Raw genomic sequence first — 24,917 nt, 5'->3', positions numbered from 1 at the left:
CTCACTGGGTGCCGATCACGGTTGCCGCCGTGCGCAGCGTGTAGGCTGGGCTGGCGGCGGCCGAATTGGCGGCGAGCGTGAGCACGAACGCCGTCTCCTTGCCCTGGGGGCCGTAGAAGCGCCCGCTGAACTGGCCGGTGACGCCGGTCATGTCGGCGCTCGACCAGCTGGTGCCGTAATAGGCGCCGGTCAGCGGATCGATCGCAGCCGTGCCGGTCACCGTGCCGAGATCGACATCGGGGCCCGAGGCGGGCGTGCCGATGAAATGGATCGTGGTGGTCACCGTGCCGGTCAGCAGATCGGCCTGGAGCGCCACGGTGCTTCTGCCGAGCGGAAAGGGGCTGGTCGCGCCGCCCGTGATCGTCCGGTAGCCGCTGCCGCCATAGACCGCCTGGTAGGTCACGAGCGAAGTCGCCGGCACATCGCTCACTTCGGTCGGCACGCCGATGATGCAGTTATAGGTGGTCGACGCGCCGCTCGCATTGGTGATCACCTGCGCCGTCCGCATATATTCGAACGGCCCGATGCCGACGATGCCCACCGTCTGGTAGCGCAGCCGGTCGGTGAAGCTGCCGATGCCGGGCTTGGCCCAGGCCTGGAAGCCCGCCGGCAGGCTGGTGTCGACGTTCGCCGGACCGAAGGAAAGGCCCAGCCCGTCGCCGGTCACCGCCCAGACCTGGGTCGCGTCGGTATAGGCGAAGGCGAGGCCCTGGTCGGGCAGCGTCGCCGCGCCATAGGTGGGCGGCATGGTGTTGAGAATCTGCTTCGCGCAGCTCGAGACGAAGCTGCGATCCCCGGTCAGGTCGGCGAACTTGGGATAGGTCGGGGTGGCCAGGGTGGAGACGAGCCGGAATCCGCCCGGCGCATCGGCCGAGGGGCGCACCGTCACGGTGCCGTCGCGATCGTCCGCCCAGCAGGCGGAAAGCAGCAATGCGCCGGCCAGCGCGGCACCGAAGCGAAACATGAAGCCCCCTTTTCCCGCCGCGGATCGGCGGCCGGGAAAGGCTATGGAGCGCGCCTTCCCCGCTCAATCGCAAAAGCCACGAAAACGGATGCAGGGGCCTGCGCCAGGCGATATGCCGGGGCATGACCGAAAGCATGACCTATGGGCGCTATCTCGCCCTCGACCAGCTGCTCGCGGCCCAGCATCCGCTGTCGGACCGGCATGACGAGCTGCTCTTCATCATCATCCACCAGACCAAGGAACTCTGGCTCAAGCAGATGATCGCCGAGCTGCGCGCCGCGCTCGACCTGGTCCGCGCGGACAAGCCGGTAGAGGCGTACAAGTCGCTGGCCCGGGTCAGCCGGATCCAGGCGGTGATGACGCTCAGCTGGGACGTGCTCGCGACGATGACGCCCAGCGACTATACGCGCTTCCGCGAAGTGCTGGGCACCAGCTCGGGCTTCCAGTCGGACCAGTTCCGCGCGGTCGAGACGATGCTGGGCCTGCGCGGCGGCGGAGTGCCGGGGCCGCTCACCACCCAGGTCGCGGCGCTGCCCAGCCTGTGGGACGAAGCGAATGCCGCGCTGGCCCGCGCCGGCTTCGCCGTGCCGGCCGAGGCGCTGGCGCGCGACTGGCGCGCGCCCTATGTGCCGAGCAAGGCAGTCGAGGATGCCTGGGCCGAAGTCTATCGCGACACGACGCGCTGGTGGGAACTGTACCAGCTCGCCGAGAAGCTGGTCGACATCGACGATGCGCTCGCCACCTGGCGGCACAAGCACGTCATCACGGTGAGCCGGGTGATCGGCATGAAGCCCGGCACCGGCGGCACGCCCGGCGTGCCCTATCTCGAATCGACCCTGGCCAAGCGCGCCTTTCCCGAGCTCTGGACGCTGCGGACCCAGTTGTGACCAGCTACAAGCACCTGTTCCAGCGCGCGCTGGCGGCGGCGCCCGAGCGGCTGCACTTCGCGGCGCATTCGCACCATCTCTGGCCCGATGCCTCCTATGTCGGCCAGCTCGCCGCCTGGGAGGACGGCGTGCGCCTCGCCGACCGCAAATGGGAGCGGGTGATGGGCGAGATCTGGCCCGCGGCCCAGGCGCATGTCGCCGCCGAGCTTGGCCTGCCCGATCCCGGCACGCTGGTGTTCGCCCCCAACACCCACACGCTGCTGCTCGCCATCGCCTCGGCGCTGCCGCGCCGGCCGCTGCGCATCCTCGCCAGCGACGGCGAGTTCCACAGCTTCCGCCGCCAGGCCGCGCGCTGGGAGGAAGCGGGCACGGCGATCGTCGAGCGCGCGCCGCTCGACCGGATCGCCGAGCGGGCCAGAGCGGGCGGGCACGACCTGATCTTCGTCAGCCAGGTCCAGTTCGGCACCGGCCATGTGCTGGAGGGCATCGCCGAGCTCGCCGCGCTCGCCCGGCCCGACGGCCCCTGGGTGGTGATCGACGGCTATCACGGCTTCATGGCGCTGGAGACCGACCTGTCGGCGGTGGCCGGCCGGGTGTTCTATCTCGCCGGCGGCTATAAATACGCCATGGCCGGGGAAGGCTGCGCGTTCCTCCACGCGCCGCCCGGCTTCGGCCCGCGGCCGGAAGTCACCGGCTGGTATGCCGAGTTCGAGGACCTGTCGCTGCCGCCGGGCAGCATCGGCTATGCCCCGGACGGCCGCCGCTTCCTGGGCGCGACCTTCGACCCCTCGGGCATCTACCGCTTCGTCGCGGTGCGCGACATGCTGCGCCAGGAAGGGCTGACCACCGCGGCGATCGCGGCGCATGTCGATAGCCTGCGCGCGCAGCTGCTCGCCGGCCTGCCGATCGCGGCCGAGCTGCTCAACCCGGGCAGCCCCGCGCGCTTCCTCGCGCTCCGCTCGCCGGACGCCCAGCGCTGGAAGGCCGCGCTGGAGGCCGAGGACGTGATCACCGACGTGCGCGGCGACGTGCTGCGCATCGGCTTCGGCCTCTATCAGGACGCGCGCGACGTGGCGCAGCTGATCGAGGCGCTTGCCGGGCTCCGCTAGAAAAAGCGGCCGGGCGGGCAATGCGCGGCCCTGCCCGGCCGTGAGGGAACTCAGCGACGGGCGACCCGCGCGGCGCCCCAGCGGGCGGCCAGCTGGCGGCCGACATCGCGCTCGACGGTGGCGCGGCAACGCTGGATCCGGCGCACATCGTCCTGATCGGCCCCCGCATAGGAACCGCAGACCTGCTCGGTCGCCGCGGCGAGGCGATGGTTGAACGCGGCGCGCCCGGCGGCGCTGCCCAGGTCGAGATCGGCATGGCGGACAGTGACGCTCCGGTCCGGCCGGCCATCGGCCAGGGCCGGGGCGGCGATCAGCGTGGCGGCGGCGAGGGCGGCGATGAACTTGGGCATGTCTGGCTCCTTTCCGAGGGAATTGCCGGCATGTGCCGGGACCTCGACCTGATCGCCCGGAAACCGCCCGGCGGAGAGGATGACGAGCCGATGAAGAGCTGATGAAATGCCGATGATTCGCCGATAGGGTGGCGCGCGACGCGAATTACGGAGATGGAAGGGCCGTGGAGGGCCGCATCGATCTGGCACATGAGGCAGGGTTCCGGCTGGGCGCGCTCGACGTGCGCCCGGCGCTGCGCCAGCTCGCCCGCGACGACGGCGCCGAGGAAGTGCTCGAGCCGCGAGTGATGCAGGTGCTCGTCGCGCTCGCCAGGGCCGACGGCGCGATCCTGAGCCGCGACGACCTGACCCGCTCCTGCTGGGAGGGGCGCGTCGTCGGCGAGGACGCGATCAACCGCGTGATCTCGCGCCTGCGCCGCGCGGCCGAGGGGATCGGCCAGCGCGGCTTCCGGATCGAGACGGTCACCAAGGTAGGCTATCGGCTGGTGCGCGCCGACGATGGCGCCGGGCTTCCCGCGTCGCGCGACGCCGCGCTGGAGGGAATGCGCACCGAGCTGCACCGCCTGAAGCTCGACCGGCGCGCGATGGTCACCGGCGCCGGCCTGGCGCTGGCCGCGAGCGGCGGGTTCCTCGCCTGGCGCCGCTTCGGGGCACCGCCGCCCGCGCCCGCGCAGCGCAAGCCGCCCGACGACATCGCGCCGCTGATGATCCAGGCGCAGATGGCGATGACCCAGGGCACGGTCGAGGGCAGCAACCAGTCGATCGGGCTGCTGCGCCGCGTGGTGATGCTGCGGCCCGACTATGCCGATGGCTGGGGCCTGCTCGCCTTGTCCTATTCGGCGGCGGCGGTGGGCCGCCCGCAACGGTTCGAGGCGGACATGCGCACCCGCGCCGAGGAAGCGCGCCGCCGCGCCCTGGCGCTCGATCCCGGCAATGCCTATGCCCGCGCCGCGGAAGGGCTGGGCAAGCCGGTGCTCGGCAACTGGCTCGCCGCCGAGCGCGGGCTGCGCGCCAGCCTCGTCCCGCATCCCGGCAACGAGATGCTGATCGGCGCGCTGGCCGGCCTGATGCTCGGCGTGGGCCGCTGTGCCGAAGCCGCCGGCATGCTCGACGGGATCTGGAAGCGCATCCCGCCCAATCCGGGGCTGGCCTATACGCGTGTCCAGTCCCTATGGGCCACGGGCCGGCTCGACGAGGCCGACAAGGCGATGGACGATGCGGTCGCGCTGTTCCCCACCCATTTCGCGGTATGGTTCACGCGCTTCTACCTGCTGATGTACACCGGCCGCATGCGCGAGGCGATCGCGCTGGGCGAGAATCGCGAGACGCGCCCCACCGGCATCCCGGACTGGAATTTCGAGCAGGTGCTCACCGTGGCGCGCGCGATGCTCAGCCGGGCGCCGCGCGATATCGACGCGGCCGTAGCCATCACGCTCGAAGGCGCGCGCCGCGGCGCGGGCTTCGCCGAGAACGGCATGCAGTTCCTGTCCGCGCTTGGCCGGCTCGACGATGCCTTTGCCGTCGCCAATGCCTATTATTTCGCCCGCGGCTTCGATCCGGGCGAGCTGCGCTTCTCCACCGAGCAGGGCACCTATACCCGGCGCACCGCCCGGCGCACCCATATGCTGTTCCTGCCCTCGACCGTCGCGATGCGCGCCGATCCGCGCTTCCCGCGCCTTGCCGGGGAGATCGGGCTGATCCGCTACTGGAAAGCGGCGGGCGTCCGGCCCGACTATCAGGCGACGGGCTGAATCCCCAGCCGGGGAATCTCGATCGCCGGGCAGCGATCCATCACCACCTGGAGCCCCGCCGCCTCGGCGCGCGCGGCGGCTTCCGCGTTGATCACGCCGAGCTGCATCCACACCGCCCGGGCCCCGGCTGCGATCGCCTCGTCCACCGCCTCGCCCGCGGCCTGGGGCCGGCGGAAGATGTCGACCAGGTCGATCGGCTCGCCGATCTGCGAGAGCGCGCGGAAGACGAACTCGCCGTGCACATGCTCGCCGGTGATCTGCGGATTGACCGGGATCACCCGGTAGCCCTGGCGCTGGAGGAAGGCCATCACGCCATAGCTCGGCCGGTCGGGCCGGTCGGATGCGCCGATCATCGCGATGGTGCGCACGCCTTCCAGCAGCGCCCTGATGTCCTCGTCCCGCGTCAGCGGCATCGCTTCATCCTTTCAGCCAGTCGTCCACCCGCCCCGCCAATCCGGCAAACAGCTGGGCCGCGGGTCCGTTCCCCGCCGCGGGCGGCTCGCCCGCATCGGAAGCGGCGCGGATCGCCATTTCGAGCGGCACGCGGCCCAGGAACGGAATGCCGAGCTTCGCCGCCGCCGCCTCGGCGCCGCCCGCGCCGAACGGGTCGGAAAGCTCGCCGCAATGCGGGCAGGCATAGCCCGACATGTTCTCGATCAGGCCGATCACCGGCACGCCCGCCTTGTTGAACAGATCGATCGCGCGAGTCGCGTCGATCAGCGCCAGGTCCTGCGGCGTGGAGACGATCACCGCGCCCGCCGGCTTGTGCTTCTGGATCATGGTGAGCTGCACGTCGCCGGTGCCCGGCGGCAGATCGAGCACCAGCAGCTCGGCATCGCCCCAATCGGCGTCGACCAGCTGGCCGAGCGCGCCGCCCGCCATCGGCCCGCGCCAGGCGATCGCCTGTCCCTCGGCCACCAGCCCGCCCATCGACAGCATCGGCACGCCGAAACGGGTCTCGACCGGCAGCAACACTTTTTCACGCGCCTGGGGCCGCACGCCCTCCACGCCCAGCAGCCGCGGCTGCGAGGGGCCGTAGATATCGGCGTCGACCAGCCCGACGCGGCGCCCGCGCGCATGCAGCGCGATGGCGAGATTGGCGGCGATGGTGGACTTGCCCACTCCGCCCTTGCCGCTCGCCACCGCGACCAGCCGCCGGGTGCGGCGCTCGCTGGTCATCAGCACCCGCACCGCGTCGACCCCCGGCAGGGCGGCGGCGGCGGCGCGGACATCGGCCTCCAGCTCCGCGCGCGCGGCTTCGCCCAGGCCGGTCACGTCGAGCACGATGCTGGCGCGGGCCCCTTCGAGACGGGCAGTGGCGCGGCCGGCGGAGACGGGTTCGAGCGCGGCTGCAAGAGCTTCATTGTCGGTCATCGCGTGCCAGATAGGCGCACAATCGCCGCGCGCCACTGTAAATCCGCGCGCACGCCCCTATAAAGGCGCAATGGCAAACCTGATGAGCTGGCTGGGCAAGGCCGGCATTCTGCAGAACGAAGCCCCCAAGAGCCCCTGGGGCTCCGGCGGCGGCAGTGGAAATGGCGGCGGCTCGGGCGACGGCAAGGGCGGCTCCGGCGGCGGCCCGCGCAACCCCTGGTCCTTCCCGCCCGAGGGCCGGCGCCCCCGTCCCGGCGGCGGCAATGGCGGCGGAGGCGGCGGCCTGTTCGAGGAGCTGTTCCGCCGCGCGCGCGGCGGCGGCGGCTTTCCCGGCGCGCCGGGCGGCGCCCGGCTGTGGACGCTGGTGATCGTCGGCCTGTTGCTGATCTGGGTGATCTTCACCAGCTTCCACACGATCGGCCCGCGCGAGCGCGGCGTCGTCACCACGCTCGGCCGCTACACCGGCACGCTCGATTCCGGCGTGAAGTTCACCCTGCCGGCGCCGATCCAGATGGTCGATGTCGTCGATGTCGGCAGCGTGCGGACCGAGAAATTCCCCGAGAGCGGCGCCAACCTGATGCTCACCGGCGATCAGAACATCGTCGACCTCGCCTATTCGGTGAACTGGTACATCACCGATGCCGCCGACTATTCCTTCCAGATCAAGGATCCGAAGGAAACGGTGAAGGACACCGCCGAGAGCGCGATGCGCGCGGTGATCGCTACCACCACCCTCACCGAGGCGATCGGCGAGGGCCAGGGCCGCATCTCGTCCGACGTGCAGGCGGCGATGCAGAAGATCCTCGACGAATATCATGCGGGCATCCGCATCCAGAGCGTCGCGCTCACCAAGGCGGCGGCGCCCGAACAGGTGGACGACGCCTTCAAGGCGGTCCAGGCCGCGCAGCAGGGCGCCCAGGGCGCACGCAACAACGCCAATGGCTATGCCCAGCAGGTGATCGCCGTCGCGCAGGGCGAGGCCGCCGAGTTCGACAAGATCTACGAACAGTACAAGACCGCGCCCCAGGTCACGCGCCGCCGCCTCTATTACGAGACGATGGAGCAGGTGCTGGCGCGCACCAACAAGACCATCGTCGAGGCGCCCGGCGTCACCCCCTATCTGCCGCTGCCGGGGATCCGCCCCGATGCCGGCAAGGCCCAGCAGGGAGACCAGAAATGACCTGGCTGCGCAGCCCCATCGGCATCGCCGTCGCGCTCATCGTCGCGGTGATCGTGGTGATGAGCACCGTCGCGATCGTGCCCGAGACCAAGCAGGCGGTGATCCTGCGGCTCGAACAGCCCCAGCGCGTGGTCAATGCCTGGCGCTCGGGCGAGACGTTCGGCCGCACCAATGCCGGGCCGATCTTCCGCATTCCGTTCGTCGACCGGATCGTCTGGGTCGACAAGCGCGTGCTCTCGGTCGACCTGCCCAACGAGCCGGTGCTCTCCACCGATCAGCTGCGGCTCCAGATCGATGCCTATGCCCGCTTCCGCGTCACCGATCCGCTCAAGATGGTCGTCTCCATCGGCACCGAGGAGCGCGCGCGCGACCAGCTCCAGCCGCTGTTCCGCTCGGCGCTGCGCAACGAGCTCGGCAAGCGGCCCTCCGCGGTGCTGCTCAGCCCGGAGCGCGGCCAGGTGATGGACAATATCCAGGGCGCGCTCCAGCAGCTCGCTGCGCAATATGGCGTCTCGATCGTCGATGTGCGGATCAAGCAGACCGAGCTTCCCTCGGGCTCGCCGCTCGACAGCGCGTTCGAGCGGATGAAGACGGCGCGCTACCAGGAAGCCAAGACGATCGAGGCCCAGGGCATGAAGGACGCGCAGATCATCCGCGCCAACGCCGATGCCCAGGCCGCGCAGATCTATGCCCAGGCCTTCAACAAGGATCCGGAATTCTACGATTTCTGGCGGGCGATGCGCTCATATCGGACGACGTTCCTGAATACCGATCCGGCCAAGGGCGATACGTCGATCATCCTGTCGCCGAACAATTCCTATCTGAAGGAATTCATGGGGCAACGATGAGCCTTTCGATCCGTTCATATTCAATCGCCGTTCAGCATTTCGGCGCAAATATTCCGTTCGAACGCTTTTCCTTCGTCTGAGAGGACCGACTCACGTGCGTTACGCTTACGCTCTCACTACCGCCATCCTCCTGAGCGGCGCCGCCGCGACGATGACGCTCAACCAGCCGGCCGGAGCGCAGACCGCGCAGAACGAGCCCGGCGCCATCCAGGCGGCCGCGCCCAAGGCCGGCGCGCCGATGAGCTTCGCCGACATGGTCGCCAAGCTGCAGCCGGCGGTCGTCAACATCTCGACCACCCAGCGCGTGACGATGAACGCCAACCCGTTCGCGGGCACGCCGTTCGAGGCGTTCGGCGGCGGCAACCAGCCGGTCACCCGCCAGGCCGAATCGCTCGGCTCGGGCTTCCTGATCTCGGCCGATGGCTATGTCGTGACCAACAACCACGTCATCTCGGCGGGCGCGCGCGGCGCCACCGTCGAATCGATCACGGTCACCCTGCCCGACAAGCGCGAGTTCAAGGCCAAGCTGATCGGCAACGACGCCCAGTCGGACCTCGCCGTGCTCAAGATCGAGGGCACCAACCTGCCCTTCGTGAAGTTCGGCGATTCGACGAGCGCCCGGGTGGGCGACTGGGTCGTCGCGATCGGCAATCCGTTCGGGCTGGGCGGCTCGGTCACCGCCGGCATCGTCTCGGCGCTGCACCGCGTCACCGGCCAGGGCGGCGCCTATGACCGCTTCATCCAGACCGACGCCTCGATCAACCGCGGCAATTCGGGCGGCCCGATGTTCGACCTGAACGGCAACGTCATCGGCATCAACTCGCAGATCCTGTCGCCCACCGGCGGCAATGTCGGCATCGGCTTCGCGATCCCCGCGGAAGAGGCCAAGCCGGTGATCGACACGCTGATGAAGGGCGGCAAGATCGCCCGCGGCTATCTCGGCATCGGCATGCAGGACCTGACCGACGACATCGCCGACGGCCTGGGCGTGCCCAAGGGCCGGGGCACCGTCGTCGCCCGTGTCGAGCCGGGCCAGCCGGCGGAGAAGGCCGGGCTCAAGCAGGGCGACGTGATCGTCAAGGTCGACGGCAAGGACGTCACGCCCGACCAGACGCTGTCCTATCTCGTCGCGAACGTGAAGCCGGGCACGCGCGTGCCGCTCGAGCTCTACCGCGACGGCAAGCGCCAGACGCTGAGCATCACGGTCGGCACCCGCCCGCCCGAGGAGCAGCTCGCCCAGTTCGATCCGAACGACGATAATTCGGGCCCGGGCGGCAGCGACACGGAGACGATGGCCGCGGCCTCGCTCGGCGTGCAGGTGGCGCCGCTCACCCCGCAGATCGCCCAGAGCGTCGGCGTCAACCCGAGCACCACCGGCGTGGTCGTGCTCCAGGTGAGCCAGGCGAGCGACGCGGCGGGCAAGGGCCTGCAGCGCGGCGACGTGATCACCACGGTCAACCGCCAGCCGGTGACCAGCGCGGCCGATGTCGCCCGGCAGGTCCAGGCGGCGAAGAGCGCGGGCAAGAACAATGTCCTGCTCTGGGTCCAGCGCCGCGCGGTCGGCCGCTTCGTCTCGGTGGGCATCAACTAAAACCGGGCCCTTCGGGCTGACGAATGCCCGTTTCTCCTCTATCCCGAGACTCCCAAGCTAGGAGTCGAAGGATGGCGGGAGAGACGGGCATCTTCATTGGGGCGGGCGCCGGCGGGGCGAACCCGCAGTCCCTGGTCCTCAAGCGCGCCAACCGGCACGGGCTGATCGCCGGCGCGACCGGCACCGGCAAGACCGTGACGATCCAGGGCATCATCGAGGGCCTGTCCAACGCCGGCGTCCCCTGTTTCGTGGCGGACGTGAAGGGCGACCTGTCCGGCCTCGCCATGGCCGGCTCGCCCACCGCCAAGACGCACGAGATCTTCAAGGCGCGCGCCGCCGAGATCGGCCTGGCCGACTGGGCCTATGCCGATGCGCCGGTGCAGTTCTGGGACCTGTACGGCGAGCAGGGCCATCCGATCCGCACCACCATCTCGGAGATGGGCCCGCTGCTGCTCGCCCGGCTGATGGACCTCAACGACGTGCAGGAAGGCGTGCTCACCATCGCCTTCACCGTCGCCGACAAGGACGGGCTGCTGCTGCTCGACCTGGACGACCTCCAGGCCATGCTCGCCCACTGCGCCGAGCGGGCGGACGAGCTGACCGCCACCTATGGCAATGTCTCGAAGCAGTCGGTCGGCGCGATCCAGCGCTCGCTGCTCCAGCTGCGCAGCCAGGGCGGCGCCAATTTCTTCGGCGAGCCGGCGCTGGCGATCCAGGATTTCCTGGGCACCGACGACAAGGGCCGCGGCCTGGTCAACATCCTCGCCGCCGACAAGCTGATGGCCAGCCCCAAGCTCTACGCCACGTTCCTGCTCTGGCTGCTCTCCGCCCTGTTCGAATCGCTTCCCGAAGTGGGCGATCCCGACAAGCCCAAGCTCGCCTTCTTCTTCGACGAGGCGCACCTGCTGTTCGACGATGCCCCCAAGGCGCTGCTCGACAAGATCGAGCAGGTCGTCCGCCTGATCCGCTCCAAGGGCGTCGGCGTCTATTTCATCACCCAGAACCCGATCGACGTGCCCGACACGATCGCCGGCCAGCTGGGCAACCGCGTCCAGCACGCGCTGCGTGCCTTCACCCCGCGCGACCAGCAGGCGGTGAAGGCGGCGGCCACCACCTTCCGCGCCAATCCCGGGGTCGACGTGACCACTGCGATCACCGAGCTCAAGGTGGGCGAGGCGCTGGTCTCGCTGCTGCAGGAGGACGGCGCGCCGAGCCCGGTCGAGCGCACGCTGATCCGCCCGCCGGCCTCGCGCGTCGGCCCGGTCACGCCCGACGAGCGCAAGATCCTGATCCAGACCGACGCGATCGGCACCAAGTACGACACTTTGGTCAACCGCGAATCCGCCGAGGAGCTGCTCGCCGCCAAATCGGCCGAAGCCGCGGCGGCGGCGGCCGAGGCCCAGGCCAAGGACGCGGCGGAAAAGGCAGCCGCCGCCCAGGCCAAGGAGGATGCGCGGGTCGCCAAGGAGGCCGAGCGCCAGCGCCTCGCCGATCAGCGCGACGCCGATCGCCAGGCCCGGCTCGACGCCCAGGCCCAGCGCCAGGCCGAGCGCGAGGCGGCGAACAATCCCTGGAACCGCGCGATCAACTCGGCCACCCGCTCCGCTTCCTCGGCGGCGGGCCGCGCGGTGGCGAACGAAGTGTCCAAGGCGATCTTCGGAAGCTCGCGCGGCGCGGGCGGCGGGATCGTCGGCGGGCTGGTGCGCGGCGTGCTCGGCGGGCTGTTCAAGGGAAGATAAGTCCGCCTTCTCGCTTTCCCCGGCGAAGGCCGGGGCCCAGACTCAGAGTGCGCGCGAAGACGCGCAAGGGCGCGTGACTTTCAAGACTGGGCCCCGGCCTTCGCCGGGGAAAAGCTATTCCGCGCGTTGCTCCGCCACCCCATTGGCCAGGAACTCCCGCCACAGCATCACCAGCACCGCCATCACGGCGGGGCCGATGAACAGGCCGAGCAGGCCGAGCGTCTCGACGCCGCCCAATATGCCGATCAGCACCCAGAGGAAGGGCAGCTGCGTCGCTCCGCCGATCATCGCCGGGCGGATGAAGTGATCGGCGACGAAGATGATCGCGGTGCCGATCGCCGCCACCGCGATCGCGCCGCCCACCGAGCCCTGGAGCAGCAGGAGCAGCGCCGCGATCGCGAACATCACCGGCGCGCCGAACGGGATCATCGCAGCGATCGCCGTGACGCCGCCGAGCAGCAGCGGGTGCGGGACGCCGGCGACCAGATAGACGATCGCCATCAGCGCGCCCACGCCCAGCCCCACCAGCACCAGCCCGTCGATCGTGCCGCGCACCGAGCGGATCGCCTGCGCTCCCACGCGCTCGCCCGTGGGGCCGAACAGCTTGAGCACCGCGCGCCGGCCCTGCGCCAGCAGCGCGTCGCGGTCGCGCAGCACGAAGAACAGAGTCAGCAGCGTGAAGCCGAACACCACCGCGCGATGCGCGACATTGGCGCCGATCATGCGCGAATGGATCAGCCATTCCCCGCCGCGGATCGCGCGCAGCTGCTGCGTGGCATCCTCGGGCCGGGCGAGATGGGTCTGCCACCAGTCGCGCACCGCTTCGCCGCCAAGCGGCAGCCGCGCCACCCAGTCGGGCACCGGAACGCCCTGCGCCTGGGCCTGGGCGATCCAGCTCGAGATGTCATGCGCCTCGCGCAGCGCCTGGGCGACGCCGAAGGCGAGCGGCACCAGCACCATCAGCGCCGCCAGCGCGGTGATGATCAGCGGGATGACGATGCGATGGCTGCCCTTCATCCAGGCACGCAGCTTCAGGTGCAGCGGATCGACCGCGATGGTGAGCACCACCGCCCAGAGCAGCGCCGGCACGAAGCCATGCGCGATCCACAGGCCGATGAGGAGCAGCAGCCCCACCAGCGCCAGCCGTGCGGCGCGCTGCGCCGTTTCGGTTCGGGTGTTCATGGGCGGAGCGTAGCTTCTTCGCTCCCCTCCCTTCAAGGGAGGGGCTGGGGTGAGTGGCGTCCCGGCGATACGTCGCCGCGTGCACCCACCGCACAATATCGCCAGGACCCGACCCACCCCTCCCTTCCAGGGACGGGAAGCTCAATCCAGCCCCGCCGCCACGCCTTCCAGCCGATCGAGGAACATGCCCCAGCCATGGCGCGCGCCGCCATAATTGGCGGCATTGGTGAAGCCGGTCTGCTCCATGCGCAGCCGGGTGCCGCCCGCCACCGGCTCGATCGTCAGCGTCACCACCGATTCGAAGCGCGGCATCGCTTCGCCTTCGCCGCCGGTGTTCCAGCTATAGCTGAGCCGCCGGCCCGGCTCGATCTCGCGCACCGTGCAATCGATCCGCCCGCTCCAGCCGGGCGCGCCGGGGCTCCGCAGCGTGAAGCGATGGCCGTCCGCCAGCGCGAAATCATTGGGCAGCAGCCATTCCGCGATCAGATGCGGCTGGGTGATCGCCCGCCACAATTTATCCGGCGCGTGCGCGAACTCGCGCTCCATCACCAGCGTGCGCGCCTCGGTCATTGGTCCATCCTCTTCAGCAGATCGTCGAGCCGGTCGAAGCTGCCGGCCCAGAGCGTCTCGTGCAGCCGCATCCAGTCGAGCAGCGGCGCCAGCCCCTTGGGATCGGCCCGGTAATGCGTCTCGCGGCCCTGTGGCCGGTCGAGCACCAGCCCCGCGCCCTTCAGCACCGCGAGATGCTTGGAAACCGCCGGCTGCGAGATGCCCGCCCCATCGGTCAGCGCGCGCACGGTCAGCTCCGAGCGCGCCAGCCGCTCGAACAGCGCGCGGCGCGTCGGGTCGCCCAGCGCGCGGAACAGCGTGTCGAAAGCGGTCGGCTCCATGCGCAAACCCATAACCCATAGGTTATCAGAATCAACCTCCGCGCAAAAAACACTGTCCTACCGGACGCGCAGCTGCCACGCTCCGCCGATGACCAACGCATTCCTTACCGATCCGGCCGCCCCGTGCGTCTTGCCGCGGGGAGAAACCCCCGCGTGCGATGATATCGCGACCTTTGCGACTTTCCGCGCGGAGATCTGACCCGATGGCCACCCAATCGTCTCGCCCGATGGCCGAGCTCACGCTGCGCGGCATCCTCCTCGGCGCGCTGATCACCATCCTGTTCACCGCCGCCAACGTCTATGCCGGCCTCAAGGTGGGCCTCACCTTCGCCACCTCGATCCCCGCCGCGGTCGTCTCGATGGCGATCCTCAAGGCGTTCAAGAGCGGCACGATCCTCGAGAACAACATCGTCCAGACGATCGCGTCCGCCGCGGGCACGCTGGCCGCCATCGTGTTCGTGCTGCCCGGCCTGATCATGGTCGGCTGGTGGTCGGGCTTCCCCTATTGGACCACGGTGGCGGTGTGCATCACCGGCGGCGTGCTCGGCGTGATGTTCTCGGTGCCGCTGCGCCGCGCGCTCGTGACCGGCACCGACCTGCCCTATCCCGAAGGCGTCGCCGCCGCCGAAGTGCTCAAGGTCGGCTCGGCCTCGGGCGCCGGCGACCGGGAGAATGCCGCGGGCCTGCGCACGCTGATCGCCGGCACGATCTTCTCCGGGCTGTTCGCGCTGCTCGCCAAGATGAAGCTGGTGGCCGAGGAAGCGGGCAAGAATTTCGCGATCGGCGGCACCGCCACCGGCTGGTCGACCAGCTGGTCGATGCTGCTGATCGGCGTCGGCCATCTCGTCGGCATCTCGGTCGGCGCCGCCATGTTCTTCGGCATGCTGATCTCCTGGACGGTGCTGGTGCCCTACTTCGCCCATGGCGGCGACCTGGGCGCGGTCGATGCGCTGGTGAGCTCCACCTTCCGCGGCCAGGTCCGCTTCATCGGCGCCGGCACGATCGGCGTCGCGGCGATCTGGTCGCTGCTCAAGATCATCGGGCCGATCGTCGCCGGCCTGCGCTCCGCCCTCGCCGCCTCGCGCGCGCGCCAGGGCGGCCAGGTGCTCGACATCACCGAGCGCGACATGCCGATCGGCGTGGTGGCGCTGGTCACCCTCGCCACGCTCGTTCCGATCGCCTGGCTGCTCTGGAGCTTCTCGGCCGGCGGCCCGGTCCATGACCATCCGCTCGCGGTGATCGGCGGCTCGCTCGCCTATGTCCTGATCGTCGGCGTGCTGATCGCCGCGATCTGCGGCTATATGGCCGGGCTGATCGGCGCGTCGAACTCGCCGGTCTCGGGCGTCGGCATCCTCGCGGTGCTCGGCGCCTCGCTGCTGCTGGTCGCGGTCTTCGGGCATGAGGGCGATCCGGCGCGCACCAACGCGCTGATCGCCTATGCGCTGTTCACCACCGCGATCATCTTCTCGATCGCGACCATCTCGAACGACAATCTCCAGGACCTCAAGACCGGCCAGCTCGTCGGGGCGACGCCGTGGAAGCAGCAGCTCGCGCTGATCCTGGGCGTGGTGTTCGGCAGCCTGGCGATCCCGCTGGTGCTCGACCTGCTCAAGAACACGCTCGGCTTTGTCGGCATGCCCGGCGCCGGCCCCAATGCGCTTTCGGCGCCCCAGGCCGCTTTGATCTCCTCGATCGCCAAGGGCGTGCTGGGCGGCGATATCGACTGGAACCTGATCGGGCTGGGCGCGCTGATCGGCGTCGGCGTGATCATCGTCGACGAAGTGCTGGGCAAGGCCGGCAGGATGCGCCTGCCGCCGCTCGCGGTGGGCATGGGCATCTATCTGCCGATGGGCCTCACCTTGCTGATCCCGGTCGGCGCGGTGATCGGCCATTTCTACGATCGCTGGGCAAAGCGCCAGGCCAATCCCGAGTTCGCCGAGCGGATGGGCGTGCTCGCGGCGACCGGCCTGATCGTGGGCGAGAGCCTGTTCGGCGTCGCCTTTGCCGGCATCCTCGCCTGGGCCAACCGCAACGCGCCGATCCCGCCCAACGACGCGCCGCTGGCGGTGATGGGCGAAAGCTTCGAGAGCGTGGCGATGTGGGTCGCGCCGCTGCTGTTCTTCGGGCTGATCGCCATCGCCTATGCGATGACGCGCAGGCTGGTGCGCGGCACGCCGGCGAGCGCCGGACCGGAGAGCCCGGCCGAGGGCGAGGCGAATTATCGCTGATTGGTGAAGGCGGCGGGGATCGCCCCGCCGCCGCTCACTTCATCTGCGCGAGGATCGACCCGATCGGCACGAAGGCGAACGCCACCGAGCTGTCCGCCACGCCGTAAGGGATGAACAGCTTGTCGCCATGCCGGATGGCGCCGCAGGTGTAGACGACGTTGGGCACATAGCCCTCGCGGTCCTGGTCCGCCGCGGCGAGCAGCGGCTCGCTCGAACGAGCGAGGACCTTGGACGGATCGTTCTTGTCGAGCAGCGCGGCGCCGATCGAATATTTGCGCATCGCGCCGACGCCATGGGTGAGGATCAGCCAGCCCTGGTCGAGCTCGATCGGCGGGCCGCAATTGCCCATCTGGACGAGCTCCCAGGGGAATTTCGGCTTGATCAGCAGCTCGCCGCCTTCCCAGCGGGTGATGTCGTCGGAAGCGTGGAGGAAGATGTTCTCGCCGTCCTGCCGGCCGAGCATCATGTAGCGGCCGTTCACGGTGCGCGGGAACAGCGCCATGCCCTTGTTGCGGCTCGCGCTGCCCGACATCGGCACCAGGTCGAAGCTGCGCCAGTCGCGGGTGCGCAGCAGCTCGGACTGGATCACCGATCCGTTATAGGCGGTGTAGGTGCCGATCCATTCCTCCTGCCCGTCCTCGTGCCGGAAATGCGTGATGCGCAGGTCCTCGAGGCCGTTGGACTGAGCCTTGGTGATCGGGAAGATCACCGTGCCCGACAGCGTGGAGTCGCGGTGGCGATAGACCGTCACCGGTCCCTCGGGCACATGCTCCTCGTCCTCCTCGCGGGCATCGGCGGCGGTGGCGAAGGGCGGCTCGGGCGCCAGGGTCAGCTCGTTGTTCTCGGTGATGATGCCTTCGCGGAAGGCGACCGAGGAGATGTGCCCTTCGCCCACGGCGCGCAGGCTCATCAGGATGCGCAGCGAGCCGGGCGGCATGCCGGTCTGGTCGTAATGCGGCACCGCGCTGGGGTTCATCAGCGCGGCGGCGGCATAGCTGTATTCGTGGCAGAAATAGGCGCCGATCAGCTGGCGCTTCTCGTCGCCGATCTGACTGCCGTCGAGCCCGAGCATCGCCTCGATCTCGTCATAGCGCGTCATGAACACGCGGCGCGTCTGCCAGTGGCGCGCCTCGAAGTCCTTGAGCACGATCTCCAGCTGGCCGCGCGCCTCGCCGGGCGACATCGCCAGCACTTCGCTCACCAGCCGCTCGGTGCGGCTGGGCGCCGATCCGTTCGAGGCCCAGGCAATGTGGAAGGGCCGCACCACAACGCGCGAAGGATCCGCACGCAGACGCAGCGCATGATTGAAAAGTTCGAGCATTCGGCTCCCAGCCATTGTCCCCGCACCGTCGCCCAGGCTGTAACTAGGCGACGGCGGCTCGCACCGGTGTTGCCACGTTTCCGGTCGCCTTTGAAAGAGCCGAAATCGCGCAGTTGGCGAGCTGGAGCGCCAAAATGGACTCGGCCCCCTGGTTGCGGTTGAGCCCATGCGGCATCAGCCCGTCGAAACATCCTCCGTCCTGGGCGCTGGCCAGCGGCAGCTCGAGGTCGTTGGCGCCGAGATACCAGCGATAGGCACGCATCGCCTCCTCCACCCAGCGCGCGTCCCCCGTCGCCTCATGGGCGGCGACACAGGCCTCCACCGTCGCCTGCGCCTCCAGCGGCTGCTGGTCGAACTGGAGCGGCGGGGCATAGGCGCGTCCGAAGCTCTCGGTGCCGACGGCGCGGAACCGGCCCTCGGGCGAAGTCTGCCGGGCGACGATCCATTCGAGCGTCTCGAGCCCGACACTGACGAACGCGTCGCGGCCCAGCGCCATCCCGGCGCGCAGCAGCGCTTCGGGCAGGCGGGCATTGTCATAGGCGAGCACGATTTCGAACCATTGCCATTCGGGGCGGCGATTGCCGTCGAGCAGCGCGATCAGCTCCTCGCCGAAACGGGTGAGTATCTCGCGGCTGAGCGCATGGCCCGGATGCGCGCCGAGCATCGCCGCCGCGCCCAGCATCGCGAAGGCGCGCGCCCGCGGGCTGCCCAGCTCAAGCGCGATCGAGGCGGTGGCGTCGAACAGGGCCGATGCCCAGTCGCGATGCTTCTGCGCCCGGGCATCGCGCGCCGTCACGCCCAGCGCCCAGAGCGCCCGGCCGTTCGAATCCTCCGAGCCGACATCCTCGCACCAGGTCCGGTCGAAGTTCATGAAGTTGCGGAAGCGGCGCAGCTCCTGGTTCCAGGCATATTGGACGAAGGCGGCGTAGACGCTCGTCCATCTGTCGCGCTCCGCTTCGTCGATCGTCTCGATCCTGCTCATCAGGATGAGCGCGCGGGCATTGTCGTCGATGCAATAGCCGTGGCGGCGATCGGGCACCGAATAGATCGAGTGCTGGAGCATGCCGGTGGCATCGCTCATCCGCTCGACCGCGGCGATGTCCGGCGCGAGCGGCACCAGCGCCTTGGCCGGCGGGGGAAACCGGCGCGGCCTGGCGGCGACGATGCCCCCCAGCATGTCCATCGCGGCCTCGACGAGGCGCGGCCACAACATGGTGCGGCCGCGGGCATAGGCGCGCGCGGCCAGCGCCCCTCGCGCCGGCGCGTCGGCGAGCAGGCGGACAATCTCGCGGGCGAAGACGGCGCTACTGTCCTGAAAAGGCACAAGCACGCCGTGATCGTCCGCGAGTATCTCGGTTGCATGGACATAGGGCGTCGAGACCACCGGCTTGCCCACCGCCACCGCATAGGAGAGCGTGCCCGAAGTGATCTGCGCGGGATCGGGATAGGGCGTCGCATAGACGTCCGCCGCCTGGAGATAGTCGAGCAGCTCGTCCTGCTCGACGAACCCGTCGATGAACGCGACCTGCCCGGCCACGCCCAGATCGGCGGACAGCGCCTTCAGCCGCTCGCGATAGGCTTCGCCCTCGTGCGCGACGAGGTTCGGATGCGTCGCGCCCAGGATCACATAAAGCGCGTCGGGCCGCGCCCGCGCGATCGCCGGCATCGCCTCGATCATCGTCTCTATGCCCTTGCTCGGCGCGAGCAGCCCGAAGGTGAGGATCACTTCGCGCCCCTGCCAGCCGAAGCGCGGCTTGAAGTCCCGCGGATCGGCGAAGGGGCGATCGGGCACGCCGTGCGGGATCATCGCGATCTTCCTGTCGTCGGTGCCGTGCACGCGCTTCAGGATCTCGCGCCCCTTCTCGGCCATCACGATCACCCGCGCCGCGCGGCGCAGCAGCGCCTCCATCACTCGCCGCTGATCGGGATTGGGGCTCTCCAGCACGGTGTGCAGCGTCGCGATCACCGGGATCGACAGCCGGTCGAGCAGCGCGATCAGATACTCGCCGGCGGGGCCGCCATAGATGCCATATTCATGCTGCACCCACAGCGCCTGCGCGCCCGAAGCCTCGATCATGCGGGCCGCGCCGAGATAGGCGGCACGGTCCTGCTCCGGGATCGCGGCAGTCACTGCGTCGGGATAGTCGTACCGCCCCGGATGATCGTCCATCGCATAGACGTCGATCTTCAGATCCGGGAAGCGCTGCTTGAGCGCGGCATGGGTATCGGTCGTGTAGGTGGCGAGCCCGCATTTGCGCGGCAGGAAGTTGCCGATCAGCGCGATGTGCTGGATATTCGGGGCTTTCATGCGCCGATCTTTCCCTTCGCTATCGCAAACTCAATTGCGCGTAAGCCCCACGCTCGCCCTTCCAAACCAACTATTTTCAATAAGGTTTCATCATGCTGCAATGCAGCAGAATACGACCGTCCGGTCGCCTTGTAAATCCGGCGTTCAGCCGCGGCCGCGATAGCCCGGAACCCCCTGATCCGGTATCCAGACACCCTCCGGCGGTGTGCCGGATTGCCAGAAGACGTCGATCGGTATGCCGCCGCGCGGATACCAATAGCCGCCGATCCGGAGCCATTCCGGCTGCATCTCGTCGAACAGGCGCTGGCCGATGCCGACGGTGCAATCCTCATGAAAGGCGCCATGGTTGCGGAAGCTGCCCAGGAACAGCTTGAGCGACTTGGACTCGACGATCGTGTCGTTCGGCACATAGTCGAGCACCAGATGCGCGAAATCCGGCTGGCCGGTGATCGGGCAGAGCGAAGTGAACTCGGGTGCCGCGAAACGGATGAGATAGCGCGTGCCCTTGCGCGGATTGGGCACGTAATCGAGCTCGGCTTCCTCCGGCGTGGCGGGAAGGATCGAGGCTTTTCCGAGATGCTTGGCGTCCATCCCGGCCATGTAGGCGTTTGCGGAGCGCTTTGCATCCTTCTAGGACGCTTTCCATGGACGGGCTCGTTACGACCGAATGGCTGGCCGGCGCCGATGATGTGCTGGTGCTCGATGCAACCTATAGCTCGACGATCCCCGGATCGCCGCCGCGCAACCCCCGCGCCGAGTTCGAGGCGGAGCATATCGCCGGCGCGCGCTTCCTCGATCTCGACACGCTGATCGACGAGACCAGCCCGCTCCCCTCGACCATGCCGACCGTCGCCAGGATCGCCGAGCGGCTGCGCGCGCTGGGCGCCGACACCGAGACGCCGATCATCCTCTACGACAATGGCCCGCACCACACGTCGTGCCGCGCCTGGTGGGTGCTGCGGCTCGCCGGCGTCGACGTGGCGCTGCTCGACGGCGGCATGGCCAAGTGGAAGGCGGAAGGCCGCGCCGTGGAAAGCGGCCCGCACCGGGCCGAGCCGGGCAATTTCCAGCCTCGCCCGCCCAAGGCGCGGGCGCGCACGCTCGACGAGATGAAGGCCGAGACCGGGCAGGTCGCCGATGCCCGCTCGGCCGCGCGCTTCACCGGCGAGGAAGCCGATCCGCGCCCCGAAGTCGCGGCGGGCCATATCCCGGGATCGCGCAACGTCCCTTATCCGAAATTCTTCAACCCCGACGGCACCTGGAAGCCCCGCGATCATATCCGCGCCGTGTTCGAGGATCATGGCATCGACCTCGCTCGCCCGCTGGTCACCACCTGCGGCTCGGGCATCACCGCCGCGATCCTGGCGTTCGGCGCACACCTGCTCGACAACGAAGCCGCGCTGTACGACGGCAGCTGGACCGAATGGGGTAGCCGTCCGGAGACCGCCAAGGCATTGGGCCCGGCATGAGCGAGAAGCAGGACAAGACCAAGGTCGTCGCCGCCGGCCGGCGCAAGGAATGGACCCAGGGCATCGTCAACCCGCCGGTGTGGCGCGCCTCGACGATCCTTTACGACGATGTGGCGCATCTGCGCGCCAGCGGCGCCAGCGATACCCATCACCGGCTGTTCTACGGCCGGCGGGGCACGCCGACCCAATGGTCGCTCGCCGATGCGCTGACCGAGCTCGAGCCGGGCGCCGAGGCGACGCTGCTCTACCCGTCCGGCGTCGCCGCGATCGCCTCGACCCTGCTCGCCCTGCTCTCGCCGGGCGATCATCTGCTGCTCCCCGACAGCAGCTACGACCCGACGCGCAACTTCGCCAACGGCCTGCTCCGGCGCATGGGGATCGAGACCAGCTATTATGATCCGCTGATCGGCGAAGGCATCGCGGCGCTGTGCCGCGAGAATACCCGGGTGATCTTCCTGGAGAGCCCCGGCAGCCTGACCTTCGAAGTGCAGGACGTGCCGGCGATCGTCGCGGTGGCCAGGGATCGCGGCATCGCCACGGTGCTCGACAATACCTGGGCGACGCCCCTGCTCTTCCCGGCAATCGCGCGCGGGATCGACTATACGATCCTTGCCGCGACCAAATATGTCGTCGGCCATTCCGACGTGATGCTGGGCTCGGTCACCGCCGCCCGGGGCAAGTACCAGGCGCTGCGCGACACCACCTACCAGCTCGGCCAGACGGCCAGCCCCGACGATGCCTGGCTGGGCGCGCGCGGCCTGCGCACCATGGCGATCCGGCTCGAGCAGCATGGCCGGGCGGCGCTGCGGATCGCCGAATGGCTCCGCACGTGCCCCGAAGTGGCGCGCGTGCTCCACCCGGCGCTGCCCGATTGCCCGGGGCACGAAATCTTCCACCGCGACTTCAAGGGCCCCGCCGGCCTGTTCTCCTTCGTCCTCGCCGGCGGTGGCGAGAAGGAACGCGCCGCACTGATCGACGGCCTGGAGCATTTCGGGATCGGCTATAGCTGGGGCGGCTATGAGAGCCTCGCCCTGCCGGTCGATCCGCAACGCTTCCGCACCGCCACCGAGTGGAAGGCGGAAGGGCCGGTCGTCCGCCTCCAGATCGGGCTCGAGGATCCGGACGACCTGATCGCCGACCTCGAACAGGGGCTGGCCCGCTTCGCCCGGATGCGTGGATGATGCAGCGGTTCGGCGACTGGCTGGCGGGGCACGACCTTCCCTCACCGCCCGAACTGTCCGAAGCCGGCATCGCCGCCGCGCTCGCCATCGTCGCCCTGGCGCTCGGCTGGTTCGCCGGCCGCAGGATCGGCGGGCGCATCGCCGAATATTGGTCGCGCGACGCGGATCACGGCCCCCTGTTCAGCGGGCGCATCTGCGACGTGATTCGCCACGGGGTAGCGACGCTGCTGCTCGGCATCCTCCTCTCCGCCTGGCCCTGGCACCCGCTCGCCGCGCTGGGGCTGGGCTTCGCCACCGGAGCCGCCGCCGCCCTGTTCACCGTCGCGGTGCTGCGCGGGCTCAACCTGCCGCGCTGGATCGCCTGGGGTGTGGCCGCCATCGCCTTCGCCGCCATATTGAGCCACGCGATCGGCGGGTTCGCGGCGACGCAGGACACGCTCGACCGGGTCGGCGTCCAGATCGGCCAGCGCCGGCTCACGCTGCTGTCGCTGCTCAGCATCGCCGTCACCGTGCTGCTGCTCTTCGCCGGGGTGCGCCTGTTCAACCGGATGCTGACGCGGTGGATCGCCGGCGCGCGCGGCTTCGATCCCACGCAGAAGCTGCTTTTCCAGAAGCTGGCCGCGATCGCCGCGGTGGTCGTCGCCTTCTTCGTCGGTATCGACCTGCTCGAGATCGACCTGACCGCCTTCACCGTCTTCTCGGGCGCGTTCGGCCTGGCCATCGGCTTCGGCCTGCAGAAGACGATCGGCAACCTGATCGCCGGAATCATCCTGCTGATGGATCGCTCGATCAAGCCGGGCGACGTGATCGTGGTGGGCGACAGCTTCGGCTGGGTGAACAAGATCGGCGTGCGCGCGGTGAGCGTCGTCACGCGCGACGGCAAGGAGCATCTGATCCCCAACGAGATCCTGATGACCCAGGAAGTGGAGAACTGGTCGTACACCGATCGCAACGTCCGCGTCCGCATCCCGGTGACCGTCGCCTATGATTCCGACCTCAAGCTCGCCCAGGCGCTGATGCTGCGCGCGGCGAAGGAAAGCCCGCGCGCGCTCGACGATCCGCCCACCAATGTGCGCCTCGCCGCCTTTGGCGAAAGCGGCGTGGAGCATGAGATCCTCACCTGGATCAGCGATCCCGAAAGCGGCGTCGGCAATGTGAAGAGCGACGTGCTCAACCGGCTCTGGGTGATGTTCCAGGAGCACGGCATCTCCCTCGCCCTGCCGCAGCGCGAGGTACGGCTGCTCGGGGACGAAGCGAGGCGAGGCTAGACGAAGCCATTGCCCTTTGCCGGGCCTCATCCCTATCTGGATGCCGTGTCCGCCGCTTCCGTGACCGCTCGTATCGCCGATGGCGTAAGCTCGATCCCGCCGGGGGATTGGGACGCGTGCGCGGGTGCGCGCAACCCGTTCGTCGGCCATGGCTTTCTTTCGATCCTCGAGCGCTCGGGATCGGTGAGCCCGCGCGCCGGCTGGCAATCGCTGCCGATCGTGATCGAGGACGCGCGGGGCATCCCCGCGGCGATCGCGCCGGCCTATGCCAAGAGCCACAGCCAGGGCGAATATGTCTTCGACCATGCCTGGGCCGAGGCCTGGGAGCAGGCGGGCGGCCGATATTATCCCAAGCTCCAGATCGCCGTGCCCTTCACGCCCGTGCCGGGCCCGCGGCTGCTGCTGCGCGACGGCGCGCTGGCGCCCGGCCTGATCGCGGGGATCGAGGCGGTGACCGACCGGAACCGGCTGTCCTCGGCGCACGTCACCTTTCTCGAGCCGGACCAGCTGCCCCTGTTCGAGCAAGCCGGCTGGCTGATCCGCGCCGGCACCCAGTTCCATTGGGCGAACAAAGGCTATCGCAGCTTCGACGAGTTCCTGGGCGACCTTGCCAGCCGCAAGCGCAAGGCGATCCGCAAGGAGCGCGCGGCGGCGGTGGCGGGCCTGACCATCCGCCATCTGTGCGGCGCCGAGATCACCGAGGCGCATTGGGATGCCTTCTGGGCCTTCTATCAGGACACGGGCAGCCGCAAATGGGGCCGCCCCTATCTGACCCGCGACTTCTTCTCGCTGCTGGGCGGCGAGATGGCGGACAAGGTGCTGCTGATCCTGGCCGAGCGCGACGGGCGGCCGATCGCCGGCGCCCTCAACCTGATCGGCGCGGACGCGCTCTACGGCCGCTATTGGGGGGCGATCGAGGAAGTGCCCTTCCTGCATTTCGAGCTCTGCTATTATCAGGCGATCGACGCCGCGATCGCGCGCGGCCTGGCTCGGGTGGAGGCAGGCGCGCAGGGCGAGCACAAGCTCGCGCGCGGCTATGCGCCGGTGACCACCTGGTCGGCACATTACCTCCCCGATCCGGGCTTCCGCCGCGCCGTCGCCGACTATCTGGAGCGCGAGCGCGAGGCAGTGGCGCAGGAACAGGAATATCTCGGCGAACTGACGCCCTTCCGGCACGGCTGCTAGGCGCGGCGCGCGCCGCCGCATCGCCCCGGCACCGGAATGATTCGCCGCAGGCGCGCGCCGCGGAAGTTTACGCCACGGCCCCCTGTCTTCGC

At 69.4% G+C, this 24,917-nt stretch carries 22 protein-coding genes; 12 read left to right on the top strand and 10 right to left on the bottom strand.

The window, feature by feature from the left end; translation table 11 throughout:
- Position 1 precedes the first annotated feature (1 nt).
- Positions 2-964 (bottom strand): hypothetical protein, encoded by a 963-nt coding sequence (locus OMP43_RS02295; RefSeq protein WP_280277964.1) that lies wholly within the window; start codon positions 962-964, stop codon positions 2-4.
- A 122-nt stretch (positions 965-1,086) separates the two neighbouring features.
- On the opposite strand from OMP43_RS02295, the gene OMP43_RS02290 reads away from it, so the two are divergent.
- A complete protein-coding gene (locus OMP43_RS02290; protein ID WP_280277963.1) occupies positions 1,087-1,851 on the top strand; it encodes a tryptophan 2,3-dioxygenase in 765 nt (254 codons plus the stop codon).
- Complete coding sequence (locus OMP43_RS02285; RefSeq protein WP_280277961.1) at positions 1,848-2,960, top strand: class V aminotransferase; 1,113 nt, start codon at positions 1,848-1,850, stop codon at positions 2,958-2,960. Before OMP43_RS02290 ends, OMP43_RS02285 begins: the two co-directional genes overlap by 4 nt.
- 50 nt (positions 2,961-3,010) lie before the next feature.
- On the opposite strand, the gene OMP43_RS02280 is transcribed toward OMP43_RS02285, so the two are convergent.
- Positions 3,011-3,310 carry a UrcA family protein gene (locus tag OMP43_RS02280; protein WP_280277959.1) on the bottom strand — a complete coding sequence of 100 codons (300 nt, stop codon included), beginning with the start codon at positions 3,308-3,310 and terminating at the stop codon, positions 3,011-3,013.
- Between the two features lie 164 nt (positions 3,311-3,474).
- Here OMP43_RS02280 and OMP43_RS02275 point away from each other — a divergent pair, with 164 nt between their 5' ends.
- Positions 3,475-5,061 carry a winged helix-turn-helix domain-containing protein gene (locus tag OMP43_RS02275; protein ID WP_280277958.1) on the top strand — a complete coding sequence of 529 codons (1,587 nt, stop codon included), beginning with the start codon at positions 3,475-3,477 and terminating at the stop codon, positions 5,059-5,061.
- Here the strand turns inward: OMP43_RS02275 and OMP43_RS02270 are convergent.
- Positions 5,046-5,474 carry a CoA-binding protein gene (locus tag OMP43_RS02270; RefSeq protein ID WP_280277957.1) on the bottom strand — a complete coding sequence of 143 codons (429 nt, stop codon included), beginning with the start codon at positions 5,472-5,474 and terminating at the stop codon, positions 5,046-5,048. The genes OMP43_RS02275 and OMP43_RS02270 overlap by 16 nt on opposite strands.
- Positions 5,475-5,478: 4 nt before the next feature.
- A complete protein-coding gene (locus OMP43_RS02265; protein ID WP_280277956.1) occupies positions 5,479-6,435 on the bottom strand; it encodes a P-loop NTPase in 957 nt (318 codons plus the stop codon).
- A gap of 70 nt (positions 6,436-6,505) precedes the next feature.
- Between OMP43_RS02265 and OMP43_RS02260 the strand changes: the two genes are divergently transcribed.
- The 4 genes from OMP43_RS02260 (at position 6,506) to OMP43_RS02245 (ending at position 11,793) form a co-directional block, all read left to right on the top strand.
- On the top strand, positions 6,506-7,615 hold the full coding sequence (locus OMP43_RS02260) for a protease modulator HflK (RefSeq protein ID WP_280277955.1): 1,110 nt from the start codon (positions 6,506-6,508) through the stop codon (positions 7,613-7,615).
- Positions 7,612-8,463 (top strand): protease modulator HflC, encoded by an 852-nt coding sequence (locus tag OMP43_RS02255; protein WP_280277953.1) that lies wholly within the window; start codon positions 7,612-7,614, stop codon positions 8,461-8,463. The genes OMP43_RS02260 and OMP43_RS02255 overlap by 4 nt, the downstream gene beginning before the upstream one ends.
- Before the next feature lie 94 nt (positions 8,464-8,557).
- A complete protein-coding gene (locus OMP43_RS02250; RefSeq protein WP_280277951.1) occupies positions 8,558-10,054 on the top strand; it encodes a DegQ family serine endoprotease in 1,497 nt (498 codons plus the stop codon).
- A gap of 71 nt (positions 10,055-10,125) precedes the next feature.
- Positions 10,126-11,793 carry a helicase HerA-like domain-containing protein gene (locus OMP43_RS02245; protein ID WP_280277950.1) on the top strand — a complete coding sequence of 556 codons (1,668 nt, stop codon included), beginning with the start codon at positions 10,126-10,128 and terminating at the stop codon, positions 11,791-11,793.
- Positions 11,794-11,907: 114 nt separating this feature from the next.
- On the opposite strand, the gene OMP43_RS02240 is transcribed toward OMP43_RS02245, so the two are convergent.
- From OMP43_RS02240 to OMP43_RS02230, 3 genes are all read right to left on the bottom strand, one after another.
- The gene (locus OMP43_RS02240) at positions 11,908-12,975 is read right to left on the bottom strand and encodes an AI-2E family transporter (RefSeq protein WP_280277949.1); all 1,068 of its coding nucleotides are present in this window, start codon (positions 12,973-12,975) and stop codon (positions 11,908-11,910) included.
- A 141-nt stretch (positions 12,976-13,116) separates the two neighbouring features.
- Positions 13,117-13,545 carry an SRPBCC domain-containing protein gene (locus OMP43_RS02235; RefSeq protein WP_280277947.1) on the bottom strand — a complete coding sequence of 143 codons (429 nt, stop codon included), beginning with the start codon at positions 13,543-13,545 and terminating at the stop codon, positions 13,117-13,119.
- The gene (locus tag OMP43_RS02230) at positions 13,542-13,865 is read right to left on the bottom strand and encodes a metalloregulator ArsR/SmtB family transcription factor (RefSeq protein ID WP_280277945.1); all 324 of its coding nucleotides are present in this window, start codon (positions 13,863-13,865) and stop codon (positions 13,542-13,544) included. The genes OMP43_RS02235 and OMP43_RS02230 overlap by 4 nt, the downstream gene beginning before the upstream one ends.
- A gap of 203 nt (positions 13,866-14,068) precedes the next feature.
- On the opposite strand from OMP43_RS02230, the gene OMP43_RS02225 reads away from it, so the two are divergent.
- The gene (locus OMP43_RS02225) at positions 14,069-16,093 is read left to right on the top strand and encodes an oligopeptide transporter, OPT family (protein WP_280277944.1); all 2,025 of its coding nucleotides are present in this window, start codon (positions 14,069-14,071) and stop codon (positions 16,091-16,093) included.
- 34 nt (positions 16,094-16,127) lie between these two features.
- Here the strand turns inward: OMP43_RS02225 and OMP43_RS02220 are convergent, their stop codons facing one another.
- The 3 genes from OMP43_RS02220 to queF form a co-directional block, all read right to left on the bottom strand.
- Positions 16,128-17,414, bottom strand: a complete 1,287-nt coding sequence (locus tag OMP43_RS02220; protein WP_280277943.1) for a glycoside hydrolase family 130 protein — start codon at positions 17,412-17,414, stop codon at positions 16,128-16,130.
- 43 nt (positions 17,415-17,457) lie between these two features.
- Complete coding sequence (locus OMP43_RS02215; protein WP_280277942.1) at positions 17,458-19,722, bottom strand: glycosyltransferase family 4 protein; 2,265 nt, start codon at positions 19,720-19,722, stop codon at positions 17,458-17,460.
- Between the two features lie 144 nt (positions 19,723-19,866).
- Positions 19,867-20,313 carry a preQ(1) synthase gene (gene queF / locus OMP43_RS02210; protein WP_280278096.1) on the bottom strand — a complete coding sequence of 149 codons (447 nt, stop codon included), beginning with the start codon at positions 20,311-20,313 and terminating at the stop codon, positions 19,867-19,869.
- Between the two features lie 53 nt (positions 20,314-20,366).
- Between queF and OMP43_RS02205 the strand changes: the two genes are divergently transcribed.
- Genes OMP43_RS02205 through OMP43_RS02190 form a run of 4 tightly spaced genes read left to right on the top strand, consistent with a single transcriptional unit; the run spans position 20,367 to position 24,825 of the window.
- Positions 20,367-21,191 (top strand): sulfurtransferase, encoded by an 825-nt coding sequence (locus OMP43_RS02205; protein WP_280277940.1) that lies wholly within the window; start codon positions 20,367-20,369, stop codon positions 21,189-21,191.
- Positions 21,188-22,372 carry a cystathionine beta-lyase gene (gene metC, locus OMP43_RS02200; protein ID WP_280277939.1) on the top strand — a complete coding sequence of 395 codons (1,185 nt, stop codon included), beginning with the start codon at positions 21,188-21,190 and terminating at the stop codon, positions 22,370-22,372. Before OMP43_RS02205 ends, metC begins: the two co-directional genes overlap by 4 nt.
- Positions 22,369-23,640, top strand: coding sequence for a mechanosensitive ion channel domain-containing protein (locus OMP43_RS02195; RefSeq protein ID WP_280277937.1), 1,272 nt, complete (start codon positions 22,369-22,371; stop codon positions 23,638-23,640). The genes metC and OMP43_RS02195 overlap by 4 nt, the downstream gene beginning before the upstream one ends.
- A 45-nt stretch (positions 23,641-23,685) precedes the next feature.
- Positions 23,686-24,825, top strand: a complete 1,140-nt coding sequence (locus OMP43_RS02190; protein ID WP_280277936.1) for a GNAT family N-acetyltransferase — start codon at positions 23,686-23,688, stop codon at positions 24,823-24,825.
- Positions 24,826-24,917: the final 92 nt, after the last annotated feature.

This window comes from Sphingomonas sp. CBMAI 2297 (genome assembly GCF_029870595.1).
GTDB lineage: Bacteria > Pseudomonadota > Alphaproteobacteria > Sphingomonadales > Sphingomonadaceae > Sphingomonas.
Note: the sequence above shows the minus strand (reverse complement) of the source record. Positions and strands in the feature narration are given on the sequence as shown.